The organism is Kitasatospora paranensis (genome assembly GCF_039544005.1).
GTDB lineage: Bacteria > Actinomycetota > Actinomycetes > Streptomycetales > Streptomycetaceae > Kitasatospora > Kitasatospora paranensis.
Genome location: NZ_BAABKV010000001.1, coordinates 4,027,319 through 4,039,973, shown reverse-complemented (window position 1 = coordinate 4,039,973; position 12,655 = coordinate 4,027,319). Strand labels below are relative to the sequence as shown.

Below are 12,655 nucleotides of genomic sequence, written 5' to 3'. Positions count from 1 at the left end.
GACGGGGGATTGAACTTAGGTTAGCCTACCCTAAGTTTTATGAACGAGAGGCGGCCCGCCCTCTTGCGGGGACGGGCCGTCTTCACTCAAGTGCCGCTTCAGCAGCCGGATGTCACTCCTCGTCGGAGGCGTCGCCGGACATCGCCTCCAGCCGCAGCTGCTCCTCGGAGGCACCGCGGCGCCAGTAGCCGGAGAAGGTGACCGCGCGCCGGTCGATGCCGCGTTCGCCGACCAGATGGCGCCGCAGCGCCGCACGCTGCCGGCTTCGCCGGCGATCCACGCGTACGGGGCGCCCGCGGGCAGGTCCGCGCCGCGGACCGCCTCCACCAGCGGTGTCGTACCCGCATCCCTGATCAGCCAGGTGAGTTCGACGTCGGCGCCGATCTCGAAGTCCTGGATGTCCTCGGCGTGCGGCACCTCGATCCACACCCGGGCCGCGGTGCCGGCCGGCAGCTCGTCCAGGATGCCTCCGGCGGCGGGCAGGGCGGTCTCGTCGGCCGCGATCAGCACCCAGTCGGTGCCGGCCGGCGGGCGGAAGCAGACGCTGCGGTTGTCCTCGACAGCGGGCCCGAGCAGGACGACCCGGTCGCCCGGCGCGGCCCCGGCGGCCCACCGGGCGGCCGGCCCCGCAGTGCCGTGGCCGGCAAGGCCGTGCAGCGCGAAGTCCACGTCCACCTCGTCCGGTTCACGGCGCTGCGCGCGGACGGTGTACGAGCGCATCACGGCCCGGACGTCCTCCGGCAGCGCGCGCCAGGCGGTGAACCAGTGTTCGCCCTCCTCGATCGGCAGTACGGGGGCGTCCTGTCCGGGGTGCGGCAGGAAGAGCGAGAAGCTCTGGTCCCGGCCGCCGGAGGCGAAGCCCTTCAACTGCTCGCCGCCGAAGGTCACCCGGACCATGGTCGGACCGAGGCGCCGGCTGCGGACGACCCGCGCCTCGAAGAACCCGTACTGTGCGGCGATCTCGGACTGGCTGCTCATGGCGTCAACCGACCTTCTTCGCGGAGCGGATGGCCTTGGCGAGGTTCTCCAGCAGCGGTGCGGCGCCCGCCCAGGAGAAGCGGGGCACGGAGTCCCACGGGACGACCTGGCCGGCCTTCACGGCGGGCAGCTGGGCCCAGGTCGGCTTGGCGGCGAGGTCCTTGGGCTGCAGCGCGGTGCTGCGCTTGTCCAGGATGATCAGGTCGGCGGCGAACTTGCCCGCGTTCTCCCAGCTGAGCGCCTCGTAGTAGTCACCGGCCTCCAGCTTGGTCGGCACCACGAAGTCCACGCCGAGTTCGGAGAAGTGGAGCAGGTCGGTGGCGATCTTCGGGTTGGAGACGTAGAAGATGTCGGGGCTGCCGGAGGCGGCCATCACCTTGATGCCGCCGGCCGCCTTCGCGGCCTGCCGCAGGTCCTCGGCGGCGGCCTCGAAACGGGCCTTGGCGTCGGTGACCTTCTTGGCCTTCAGGTCCGCACCGAGCGACTCGGCGAGCTGGGCGTAGCGCTGGATCGGCGTGGTCATCGGGACGCGGGCGGTGGTGATCGCCACGCTCGGCGCGAGGCCGAGGATCTTGTCCTTGCTCTCGTCCGGCACGTACCAGAGGGCGTCCGGGTCGTACATGTGGGTCACCAGCAGTTCGGGGCGCAGCGCCGCGTACTTCTCCACGCTGAACTCGCCCCAGACGTTGCCGAGGATCTCGACCTTGCCGATGTCGAGGTCGCCGGCCTGCGGGTCTGCCTTGCCGTCGGCGGCCCTGGTCTCGCCGAAGACGCCGACGATCTGCCTGTCGAGACCGAAGTCCACCAGGGCGGCCGCGGTGCCGGTGAAGGCGACCACCCGGCTGGGTGTGCTCTCGGCAGTGACGGCCTTCTTGCGGTCGTCGGTGAACGACCAGGGGCCGGCCGCGGTGGCCTTGGCCGGGGAGCCGGCGTCGGATCCCGAACTGCCGTTGCTGCCGCAGGCGGCGAGCAGGGCGCCGACGGCGGTGGCGCCTCCGGCAGCGAGCAGGCCGCGACGGGAGAGGGGGCGGCAGTTCTGGAACGGGGCATGACGGTGTCTTCCTCGGGTCGGGGGATGGCGGCGTCGAGCGACGCGACTTAGGTTAACCTAACCTAAGTCTTTGTCCAGGAGGGTCGCCGCCGGGCGCCCCCGACAGCACCCCACAGCACCGGAGCCAGACCGTGCCGCTCACCAAGTCACCGCCAAACCAAGGAGGTTCGGCGGGAGCATCACCGCCCGCCGGGCCGGTCCGGGGCGGCCGGGCCGTCCGGCGGGCAGCCGGGCTCGGTGCCGCCGTGCTCGTCCTGCTCGCCGTCGTCGCGCTCAGCATCGGCGTCGGCGCCCGCGAACTGTCACCCGTCGAGGTCTGGCACGGCCTGTTCGACGCCCACTCCGAGGCCTACACCGTCGTCCACCGGATGCGGCTGCCGCGCACCCTGCTCGGCCTGCTCTGCGGATCCGCTCTCGGCCTCGCCGGCGGTGTGATGCAGGCGCTGACCCGCAATCCGCTCGCCGACCCGGGGCTGCTCGGCATCAACGCCGGGGCCTCCGCCGCCGTCGTCACCGTCGCCTCCTTCCTCGGCGTCGCCACCTTCGACGGCTACGTCTGGTTCGCCCTGGTCGGCACCGCGGCCGTCGCGGTGCTCGTCTACGCCGTCGGCGGCGGTCGCGGCGCCACCCCCGCCCGGCTCGCCCTCGCCGGCTCCGCCCTCAACGCCACCCTCTTCAGCTACGTCAACGCGGTGATGCTGCTGGACGCCGGAGCCCTGGAGAAGATGCGCTTCTGGACGGTCGGTTCGCTGGCCGGGGCCCAGGGCGGCACCGTCCTGAAGGTGCTGCCGTTCGTCGCCGTCGGGCTGGTCGTCGCGCTCGCCCTGGCCCGGCCGCTGAACGTCATGGCGCTCGGCGACGACGCGGCCCGCGCCCTCGGCGCCCGCCCCGAACTGATCCGGGCCGCCGCGATCGTCGCCGTCACGCTGCTGTGCGGCGCCGCCACCGCGGCCTGCGGCCCGATCGTCTTCGTCGGCCTGATGGTGCCGCACTTCGTCCGCGCCCTCACCGGCCCCGACCTGCGCTGGCTCTTCCCGTACTGCGCGGTGCTCGCCCCCGTCCTGCTGCTCGGCGCGGACGTGCTGGGCCGCGTCCTCGGCCGGCCCGGCGAACTCCAGGTCGGCATCGTCACCGCCGTCCTCGGCGGCCCGTTCTTCCTCCACTTCGCACGCCGGGGAAGGGTGGCGCGGGCATGAGCACCCTCCGCATCGGGACGACCCTGTCCGTCCGCTTCCGCCCGCGGGCCCTGATCGTCGGCCTGGCCTGCACCGCGCTGGCGCTCGGCGTCGGCATCCTCGCCCTCGGCAGTGGCGACTACCCGCTCGGTCCGGCCGACGTCGTGCGCACCCTCACCGGCGGCGGCACCCCGGCCGAGGACTTCATCGTCAACCAGCTGCGGCTGCCGCGGGTCGTCACGGCCCTGCTGGTCGGCGCCGCGCTCGGGCTGGCCGGGGCACTCTTCCAGTCCCTCGTCCGCAACCCGCTCGGCAGCCCCGACGTGCTCGGCTTCACCCAGGGCGCGTCGGCCGGCGCCCTGATCGTGGTGATCACCGGCGGCAGCAGCGCGGCCCTGGCCGGCGGCGCCGTGCTCGGCGGCCTGGTCAGCGGCGCCGCCATCTACGCCCTCGCCTGGAAGGGCGGGGTGCACGGCAGCCGGCTCGTCCTCATCGGCATCGGCAGCTCCGCGATCCTCACCGGCGTCAACGGCTACCTGCTGACCCGCACCCAGCTCATGGACGCCGCCCGTGCGGTCCTCTGGCTGACCGGCAGCCTCGACGGCCGCGGCTGGCGCGACGCCGTACCGCTGCTGGTGGCCCTCGCCGTGCTCGGCCCCGCCGTGCTGCTCGGCTGCGGGCGCGCGCTGCGCGTCATCGAGATGGGCGACGACGCGGCGAGCGGCCTCGGCGTGCGGGTCGAACGCGTCCGGCTGGCCCTGCTCGGCTGCGCCGTCCTGCTCGCCGCGCTCGCCGCGGCCGCCGCCGGCCCGGTCTCCTTCGTCGCCCTCACCGCCCCCCAGCTCGCCCGCCGCCTCACCCGGGCGCCCGGCCCCAACCTGCTCGCCGCGATGTGCACCGGCGCCGCCCTGCTGGTCACCGCCGACTACGCGGCGCAGCGGGTCCTCCCCGGCCACCAGCTGCCGGTCGGCGTCGTCACCGGCGTCCTCGGCGGCGGCCACCTGGTCTGGCTGCTCGCCACCGAGCGCAGGGCAGGCCGGATTTGAGCCACCTCACCGATCCCCGAAACGGAGTACCGACCATGGAACCGGGCGGACCGCGCCTGCGCGGAGCGGAGCTCACCCTCCGATACGACCAGCGCACCATCGCCGAGGGGTTGAGCGTCGACATCCCCGACCACTCCTTCACGGTCGTGGTCGGGCCCAACGCCTGCGGCAAGTCGACGCTGCTGCGCGCCCTCTCGCGCACCCTCAGGCCCGCCGCGGGCACCGTCCTGCTGGACGGCCGGGACATCAGCGCCGTACCGGCCCGCCAGGTCGCCCGTACCCTCGGCCTGCTGCCGCAGTCCTCGATCGCCCCGGACGGCATCACCGTCGCCGAACTCGTCGCCCGCGGCCGTCATCCGCACCAGGGCCTGCTGCGGCAGTGGTCGCCGGAGGACGAACGGGTGGTGACCGGGTCGATGGCCGCGACCGGCGTCGGGGAGCTCGCCGACCGGCCGGTCGACGAACTCTCCGGCGGCCAGCGCCAGCGCGTCTGGATCGCCATGGCGCTCGCCCAGCAGACCCCGCTGCTGCTGCTGGACGAACCCACCACCTACCTCGACATCGCCCACCAGATCGAGGTCCTCGACCTCTGCGCCCGGCTCCACGAGGAGCAGGGCCGCACCCTGGTCGCCGTCCTGCACGACCTCAATCAGGCCGCCCGGTACGCCACCCACCTGATCGCCATGCGCGAGGGCACGGTGGTCGCGGCCGGTCCGCCCGCCGAGGTCGTCACCGCCGAACTGGTCGAGCGGGTCTTCGGGTTGCCGTGCCGGGTCGTCGACGACCCGGAGACCGGCACCCCGCTGGTCGTGCCGGCCGCGCGGCGCCGTACGCCGGAGCGCACCGCGTGACGGGCCGGGTCTTCCGCGACGCCTGGGGGATACCCCACCTGCGGGCCGACGGGATGCTCGAACTCGCCCGCCTGCAGGGGCGGAACGCCGCCGCCGACCGCGGCCGGCAGATCGAGGTCGAACGCCACCGGGCGCAGGGCACCTCGGCGGCCTTCCTCGGCGCCGAGGCCCTCGACTGGGACGTCTTCGCCCGCCGCGCCCGCATCGCCGACACCGCCCGGCGCTGCTTCGCCGCCCTCGACCCGGACACTGCCGGCTGGGTCCGCGCCTACGTCGACGGCGTGAACCAGGGTCTCGCCGAAATCCCGGCCTCCGCGCCTGAGTTCGTGGCGGCCGGGGTGGCGCCAGGCCGGTGGGAGCCGTGGACGCCGATCGCGGTCTGGCTCGGCCACCACATCCTCTTCGCAGGATTCCCCACCAAGCTCTGGCGCGACCTGGTCGCCCGGGCGCTCGGCGAGGAGCACACCGAGCTGTTCGCCACCGACGGGCCCGGCACCTCCGGCAGCAACGGATGGCTCGTCGCGGGCGAGCGGACGGCGAGCGGCGCCGCCCTCATCGCCGGTGACCCGCACCGGTTCATCGAGGACCCGGGCATCTACCAGCAGATCCGGCTCGCCTGCCCGGAGTTCGACGTGGTGGGCCTCGCCGTGCCGGGTGTCCCCGGCATCGGCCACTTCGGCCACGCCGGGCCGGTCGCCTGGGCGATCACCAACGCCATGGCCGACTACCAGGACCTCTACCGGGAGCGACTGCGCCGTAGGGGCGACGGCGTGGAGGCACTCGGCCCGGACGGCTGGCGGCCCGCCGCCGTGCACACCGAGACCGTCGAGGTCGCCGGCGCCGAGGCCGTCCGGATCGAGCTGGTGGAGACCGACCGCGGCCCGGTGATCGTCGGCGGCCCGGACCCCGCCCGGGGCGCGCACGAGGTGCTGAGCCTGCGGTACCCGCCCCGGGCCGACGGCGAGTGCGGCTTCGCGGCCCTGCCCGCCCTGCTGCGCGCCCGGACGGTCGCCGACGTGGACGCCGCCCTCGACCACTGGGCCGAGCCGGTCAACGTCGTCCAGGCCGCCGACACCGCCGGTGGCCTGCTGCACCGGGTCGCCGGCATCGTGCCGGTGCGGGCCCGGGCGAACAGCCTGCGGCCCGTCCCCGCCTGGGAGCCCGGCCACGCCTGGCAGGGCCGCCACCGGATGCCGCGCGCCCGGGTCGACGGTACCGCCGTGATGGCCAATCAGCGCGGCCTCGCCGCCCCGCTCGGCGTGGAGTTCGCCCCGCCGCACCGCGCCGACCGGATCGCCGACCTGCTCGCCGGGCCGCGAGCCTGGACGGCGAAGGACATGGCGGACATCCACACCGACACCTTCCTCGCCTCCGCCGCCCCGCTGCTGGCCCTGCTCGAAGGCCTCGACGGGCTCACGCCGCCGGCTGCCCGGCTGCGGGAGCGGCTGCTCGCCTGGGACCGCCGGATGGCCGCCGACTCCGTCGACGCGGCCCGGTACGCGGCACTGCGCTCGGCGGTGGTCCGCCGGTTGGCCGCCGAACCCGCGCTGGCCGCCCTCGCCGACCCGCCGCCCCTGCCCGCGCTGTTCCGGCCCTGGCTGGCCCTGCTGCCCCGGGTCGCCTACGCGCTGGAGACGGTGCTCGGCCACGACCGGCTGCCGGGGGTGGACCGCGCCGCCCTGGTGCGCGCCGCCGCCGAGGAGACCGCGGCGGCCGAGCCGGCCGGGGCCTGGGGCGACGGGCACCGGCTCGCCCCGTGGCAGGCGGTGCCGGAGGACGCGGACGACACCTGGCCGCGGCTCGGCGGCGACCACGACTGCGTGCTCGCCACCTCCAGCGTCCCCGGGCTCACCGACCGCAGTGCCCGCGGGCCGGCCGCCCGCTACGTCTGGGACCTCGCCCGCCGGGAGGACAGCGGCTGGGTCGTGCCGTTCGGGGCGTCCGGGGTGCCCGGGCACCCGCACCGCCGCGACCAGCTGCCGCTCTGGCTGAGCGGCGAACTCGTCCCCGTGACCACCGACTGGAACCAGCTCACCGAGGAGTCCGATGCCCACTGAGCCCGCCGACAGGCCCGCCGCCCACGAGGAGCGGGTGCCCGGCTTCGGACGCGTCCGGATTGTCCCGCTCGACCCGGCCGCCGATGCCGCACTGGTGCACGGCTGGGTCACCCAGGAGCGCGCCCGGTTCTGGGGCATGCTCGACCACAGCCCCGAACAGGTCAGGGAGGTCTACGAGTTCGTCGGCTCGCTGAGCACCCATCACGCCTTCCTGGCGCTGCGCGACGGTACGCCCGTGGCGCTCTTCCAGACCTACGAGCCCGCGCACGACCCGGTCGGCGAGTGCTATCGGGTCCTTCCCGGCGACCACGGCGTCCACCTGCTGATCGGCCCCGCCGAGGGCGCCGCCGAACCCGGCTTCACCGAGCGGCTGATCGGTGTCTTCCTGCGCTTCGTGCTCGCCGATCCGGCCCGCCGGCGGGTGGTGGCCGAGCCCGACGCCCGCAACGACCGGGCGATCGCCCGGCTGCTGCGCAGCGGCTTCGAGCTCGGCCCGGAGATCGACAAGCCGGAGAAGCGCGCCCGGCTGGTCTTCCTCACCCGGGAGGTAGCCGGGGTGAGGTGACGGCCCGCCCGTCGCCCCGGCGGTCAGACGGTGAGCACGATCTTGCCCTGGGTGCGGCCCGACTCGATCAGCTCGTGCGCCTTCGCGGCCTCCTCCAGCGGCAGCACGTGCTGCACGTGGGGTCGCAGCCGGCCGTCGGCGACCAGGCCGGCGAGCGCCTCCAGGCCGACGTGATCGGGTTCGACGGTCAGGCCGGTGAAGCGCCGGCCGGCCGCGGTCGCGGCGTCGGCCAGTTCGGTGCTGGTCCGCTCGACCAGGGTGATCAGCAGGCCGTCCGGGGCCAGGACGGGCAGCGAGCGCTGTCCGTAGCCGCCGCCGATGCCGTCGATCACCACGTCGACGCCGGTCAGGCCGGCGGCGAAGTCGCCCGCGGTGTAGTCGATGACCCGGTCGGCGCCGAGGCTGCGGACGAAGTCGCGCTTGGCCGGGCTCGCGGTCGCCAGCACCTCGGCCCCGCGTGCCTTGGCGATCTGCACAGCGAGGTGGCCGACGCCGCCGCCGGCCCCGTGTATCAGCACCCGGGCGCCGGGTCCGACCTCCGCGGTGTCGACCAGGGCCTGCCACGCGGTCAGCCCGGCCAGCGGCAGCGCGGCCGCGGCGACGTGGTCGAGGCCGGCCGGCTTGGCGGCGAAGTGCCGGGCGGGTGCGGCGACGTACTCGGCATAGGCACCCGCGGGCCGGGGGAAGAACGGCATCCCGAACACCTCGTCGCCGGCCTTGAACCTGGTCACGCCGGGCACCACCTCCTCGACGACGCCGGAGACGTCCCAGCCCACCGTGAACGGCGGGGCGCCGAGCAGCGGGAAGGCACCGGAGCGCGTGTAGGCGTCGATCGGATTGACGGAGGCGGCGCGGACCCGGACGACGATGTCGCCCGGCAGCGGGCCCGGGCGGTCGACCTCGGCCGGGACGAGGACGTCGGGGGTGCCGAAGGACTGCTGGACGATGGCGCGCACGATGCGGCTCCTCTGTTCCGATGTGGTCGGTCGTCATCCACGGTAGACAGCAGGATCGAGACGATGAATAGCCGAAAATCTCGATTCACTGTCCGATCGTCTCGCCCGGCCGGACGAGTAGCCTGTGCGGGTGGACATCCTCACCGACGCCGTCACGTCCATGCGGACGGGCAACCCGGTCTCGGCCCGGACGGACTGCCGGGCGCCCTGGGGCCTGCGCTTCTCCGAACAGACCGGCGCCGGCTTCCACGTGGTGCTGAGCGGCACCTGCTGGCTGATCGACCCGGCCGGCGGCCGCACGGCCCTCGGGCCCGGCGACATCGTGTTCGTCCGCCGCGGCCGCGAGCACGTCCTCGCCGACGATCCCGCCTCCCCGGTGGTCGACTACCGGACGGACCTGAGCTGGCCCGTCTCGCCCCTCCCGTCCGCCCCGGCCACCGGCGACGGCCCGCTCACCTCGCTGCTCTGCGGCGCCTACCACCTGGACCAGGAGCGCCCGCACCCCCTGGTCTCCGCCCTGCCCGACCTGATCCACCTGCGCGCCCGCCGAGGCCACCACCTCGCGCTGACCTCCGCCATCGACATGCTCGGGGCCGAACTGGAGCGGCCGGGCCCCGGCGCGGACGGCATCGTCGCGCAGCTGATCGACCTGCTCCTCCTCTACATCCTGCGGGCCTGGCTCGACGAGCAGCCCGCCGACGCCGCGGCCGGCTGGGCCGCCGCGCTGCGCGACCCCGCGATCGCGCCCGCCCTGAAGTCCATCCACGCCGACCCGGGCCGGCCGTGGACGGTCGAGGGCCTCGGCGACAGCGTCGGACTCTCCCGGGCCGCCTTCGCCCGCCGCTTCACCGCGCTGGTCGGCGAGCCCCCGCTGGCGTACCTGACCCGCTGGCGGATGACGACGGCCGCGGGGCTGCTGCGGCACTCCGGGACGCCGCTCGGGGTGGTCGGAGACCGGGTCGGCTACGGCTCCGAGTTCGCCTTCGCCAAGGCGTTCAAGCGCGCCTACGGCGTCCCGCCCGGCCAGTACCGGCGGGAGGCCAGGCCCGTGGCCTGAGCGGTGCGCCGCGCCCCGGGACGGTACGCCGCCCGGCCGGTCAACACGCCGACGGCCGGGCGACGGGGCGCGCGCCGGGCCGCGCGGCGGCGGATACTGGCGCCATGCGCCAGAACCCTGAGAACCCGGAGTTCCCCGAGGACTACGACGAGGAGTCGCCGGCCGTCATGGAGGCGGACGACGAGGAGCGGGAGGTGGCCGAGCAGCAGGTCGACGAACTGGAGCAGCTGCGCGAGCGCCGGGCCCTCGGCGCCGATCAGGCCGACGACGGAGACGCCGTCGAGCAGTCCCGCGAGGTCGGCCTGGACGAGGACGACTACCGGGACTGACCGCGGTCGCCCGCCGGACGGGGCGCGGGGCGTCTCACAGCGCCCGGCGGCGCTGCAGCCAGCCGAAGGCCAGCCAGCCCGGCAGCACCGGCAGCAGCAGGGTCAGCAGCCGGAACAGCATCACCGCGGCGAACGCCGGGCCCTGGTCCATGCCGCCGGTGTCCTCCAGCCCCGTGGTCAGCAGGCCCTCCACCAGGCCCATGCCGCCCGGCGTCGGGGCGGCCGAACCGGCCGCGTTGCCGGCCAGGAAGACCACGGCGACGGCGCTGAACCCCGGGTGGGCACCGACCGCCAGCGCGCAGCAGTACAGGCAGACGACGAAGCTCACCGACACCAGCAGCTGCCCGGCCACGCCGGCGGCCAGCTTGCCCGGCTGCTGGAGCAGGTCGAGCAGCCGGGGCAGCACCTCGGCGCGCAGCGGCCGCAGCAGGCCGACGATCCGCCGCCGCAGCCACGGCACCGCGAGCGCCGTCGGCACCAGCACCGCGACCACGCCGAGCGCGACGGCCAGCCAGAGCGGCCGCAGCAGCGGTTCGGCCTGCGGCCCGGCCTCCGGGCTGAAGCCCAGCAGGGTGGTGAAGAACGCGAGTTGCAGCATGTGCAGGGCCAGGCCGAGCAGCTGGGAGGCGCCGACACTGGACAGCGCCTGCGCGGTCGGGATCCCGGAGCACTGCAGGAAGCGGGTGTTCAGGGCCACCCCGCCGACCCCGCCCGGGGAGACCAGCTTCACGAAGGAGCCGGCGGTCTGGGCGGCCAGCGCCCGGCCGAACCCGATCCGCTCGGGCACGAAGCCGACGAACCCCAGGGTCGCGGTCAGATAGCTGGCCACCGCGGCGAGCACGGCCATCGCCAGCCAGAACGGGTCGGCCTCGGACACCGCCCGGAAGGACGCCGTCCCGGCGCCGAACAGGGTCTGCAGCAGCACGTACCCACCTGCGACGCCGGCCGCGACGGTGGCCAGCGTCCGCGGCCGGAGCCGCTCCAGCCGGACGGGCTCCACCTCCGCCTGGGGGCGCCAGCGCAGCACCTCCGCCCGTATCGCGGCGGCGAGTTCGGGCTGTGCGCCGAGCGCCTCCCGGGTCTCGCGGGGCAGGGCGATCGGCTGCAGCAGCGGCAGGGCGGTGCCGACGGCGGCCGGGCCGAGCACCGCGACGGCGGTGTCCACCGCCCGCCGCGCCCCGGACCGCAGCCCCAGCACGGTGAGCATCCCGGCGACGTCCAGGCTCAGCAGCAGCTCCCCGGCGGCGATCTCCCCGGCGGCCAGGTCCACCAGCTGCACCCGGCCGTCCGGGCCGACCCGGACGGTGTCCGGGGTGAGCGCCCGGTGCGCGATGCTGCGCCGCTGGAGCAGCCGCAACTGCTCCCAGGCGTCGGTCAGCACCTCGTCGGTGAGGGCGTCCTCGGGGAGCTCGCGCAGCGACCGCCCGGGCAGGTGCCGGTACGCCACCAGCGCGGCGTCCGGCCCGAGTTCGGTGACCACCAGCGGTTCGGGGGTGCGCACCCCGGCTGCCGCGGCGGCGTGCGCGAGCAGCGTCTGGTGCTCCAGACCGGCCCGCAGCGAGCGCAGGCCGGGCGGCCGCGGAGCCGTCCGCAGCCGCAGCAGCTGCCAGAGGTGGTGCGGCAGCCCGGTGGCGCGGGCGCGGCGGTCGAGCAGCCGGACGTCCAGGTCGGGGCGGCCGCCGTCCTGGGTGGCGAGGTAGTGGCAGGGGCCGACCCGGCGGAGCGTATCGGGGCGCGCGCCCGCGCTGTGCAGGGCGGCCCAGAGCTGGAGTTCGGTGGGCTCCCGGGTGGGCTCGCCGACCGTCCAGCCGACGGCGTGCGCGGCCGTCCAGCCGACCAGCAGGGCCAGCGCCACGGACATCGGCGTCGCGTAGCCGGTCAGCAGCCCGGTGAGTCCGGCGGCGGCCACGGTGCCGGTGAGCGCGGTGCGCCAGCGCGGCAGGCCGGCGGTGCCGACCGCGGTCATGAACGCCAGAACCGGGGCCAGGTGCCCGTACACCGGGTCGGTGCGGCCGACGTCGCCGGGCGACGGGTGGGTCAGCGCGCCGACGCCGCCGAACGCCAGGTCCAGGGCGACCGAGAGCGCGTAGGCGACGACGGCGGCGAGCACGCCGTCGGCGACCTGCCGGCCCGCCCGGCGCAGCAGGCGGTCGACGGCGAACGCCAGCGGCACCAGCAGCAGGGCGGTGGCGCTGCAGGCGGCGGCGAGGCGCACCGTCGGGCCGGGCAGGACGGCCGTCCCCCCGGTCACGTCCGCGTCCAGGCCGCCCGCGGTGCCGTGGGCGTACTGCACGAGCAGCAGCAGGAGGACGATCGCGGCGGCGCCGAGTGCGGTGCGCAGCAGTGCGGCGGGGTGGCGCACGCGGCCGTCGCGCGCCACCGCGGGGACGGCGCGCAGATCGTCGGCAGGGGTCAGCGTGGCCACGCGGCATGCTCCCACACGGACCTGTGCCCGAGGGGCGGGCGCGGCGGGGCGGAGCGGTGCCCGGAGGGATGAAGAGGATAAAATCCGGACATAAGACCCCGTGCGGCCGCCGGTCACCGCGCCCCGTCCCCCGGCGGGGCGGCCGGGCCGCCGAAGGGAGGCCGA

Annotated in this window: 10 protein-coding genes and 1 pseudogene; 7 read left to right on the top strand and 4 right to left on the bottom strand. The window is 75.5% G+C overall.

Going from position 1 to position 12,655, the window contains the following annotated elements; translation table 11 throughout:
* Window positions 1–112 precede the first annotated feature (112 nt).
* Together ABEB13_RS19430 and ABEB13_RS19425 are read right to left on the bottom strand one after the other, a co-directional pair.
* Window positions 113–978: pseudogene (locus tag ABEB13_RS19430) on the bottom strand (siderophore-interacting protein).
* A 4-nt stretch (window positions 979–982) separates the two neighbouring features.
* Complete coding sequence (locus ABEB13_RS19425) at window positions 983–1,987, bottom strand: ABC transporter substrate-binding protein (protein ID WP_345709734.1); 1,005 nt, start codon at window positions 1,985–1,987, stop codon at window positions 983–985.
* Window positions 1,988–2,160: 173 nt separating this feature from the next.
* Here ABEB13_RS19425 and ABEB13_RS19420 point away from each other — a divergent pair, with 173 nt between their 5' ends.
* The 5 genes from ABEB13_RS19420 to ABEB13_RS19400 are packed head-to-tail and all read left to right on the top strand — an operon-like array spanning window position 2,161 to window position 7,723.
* Window positions 2,161–3,225 carry a FecCD family ABC transporter permease gene (locus tag ABEB13_RS19420; RefSeq protein WP_345706513.1) on the top strand — a complete coding sequence of 355 codons (1,065 nt, stop codon included), beginning with the start codon at window positions 2,161–2,163 and terminating at the stop codon, window positions 3,223–3,225.
* Window positions 3,222–4,250 carry a FecCD family ABC transporter permease gene (locus tag ABEB13_RS19415; RefSeq protein ID WP_345706512.1) on the top strand — a complete coding sequence of 343 codons (1,029 nt, stop codon included), beginning with the start codon at window positions 3,222–3,224 and terminating at the stop codon, window positions 4,248–4,250. Before ABEB13_RS19420 ends, ABEB13_RS19415 begins: the two co-directional genes overlap by 4 nt.
* Window positions 4,251–4,285: 35 nt before the next feature.
* On the top strand, window positions 4,286–5,101 hold the full coding sequence (locus ABEB13_RS19410; protein ID WP_345706511.1) for an ABC transporter ATP-binding protein: 816 nt from the start codon (window positions 4,286–4,288) through the stop codon (window positions 5,099–5,101).
* On the top strand, window positions 5,098–7,158 hold the full coding sequence (locus ABEB13_RS19405; protein WP_345706510.1) for a penicillin acylase family protein: 2,061 nt from the start codon (window positions 5,098–5,100) through the stop codon (window positions 7,156–7,158). The genes ABEB13_RS19410 and ABEB13_RS19405 overlap by 4 nt, the downstream gene beginning before the upstream one ends.
* Window positions 7,148–7,723 (top strand): GNAT family N-acetyltransferase, encoded by a 576-nt coding sequence (locus ABEB13_RS19400; RefSeq protein ID WP_345706509.1) that lies wholly within the window; start codon window positions 7,148–7,150, stop codon window positions 7,721–7,723. The genes ABEB13_RS19405 and ABEB13_RS19400 overlap by 11 nt, the downstream gene beginning before the upstream one ends.
* Before the next feature lie 23 nt (window positions 7,724–7,746).
* Here the strand turns inward: ABEB13_RS19400 and ABEB13_RS19395 are convergent, their stop codons facing one another.
* Window positions 7,747–8,679, bottom strand: a complete 933-nt coding sequence (locus tag ABEB13_RS19395; protein WP_345706508.1) for an NADP-dependent oxidoreductase — start codon at window positions 8,677–8,679, stop codon at window positions 7,747–7,749.
* 130 nt (window positions 8,680–8,809) lie between these two features.
* Here ABEB13_RS19395 and ABEB13_RS19390 point away from each other — a divergent pair, with 130 nt between their 5' ends.
* The gene (locus tag ABEB13_RS19390) at window positions 8,810–9,736 is read left to right on the top strand and encodes an AraC family transcriptional regulator (RefSeq protein WP_345706507.1); all 927 of its coding nucleotides are present in this window, start codon (window positions 8,810–8,812) and stop codon (window positions 9,734–9,736) included.
* 104 nt (window positions 9,737–9,840) lie between these two features.
* Entirely contained in the window at window positions 9,841–10,065 is a 225-nt protein-coding gene (locus ABEB13_RS19385; protein ID WP_100889540.1) for a hypothetical protein, read from the top strand.
* Window positions 10,066–10,099: 34 nt separating this feature from the next.
* Here ABEB13_RS19385 and ABEB13_RS19380 read toward each other — a convergent pair whose 3' ends face one another.
* The gene (locus tag ABEB13_RS19380; RefSeq protein ID WP_345706506.1) at window positions 10,100–12,490 is read right to left on the bottom strand and encodes a lysylphosphatidylglycerol synthase domain-containing protein; all 2,391 of its coding nucleotides are present in this window, start codon (window positions 12,488–12,490) and stop codon (window positions 10,100–10,102) included.
* Between the last annotated feature and the right edge of the window lie 165 nt (window positions 12,491–12,655).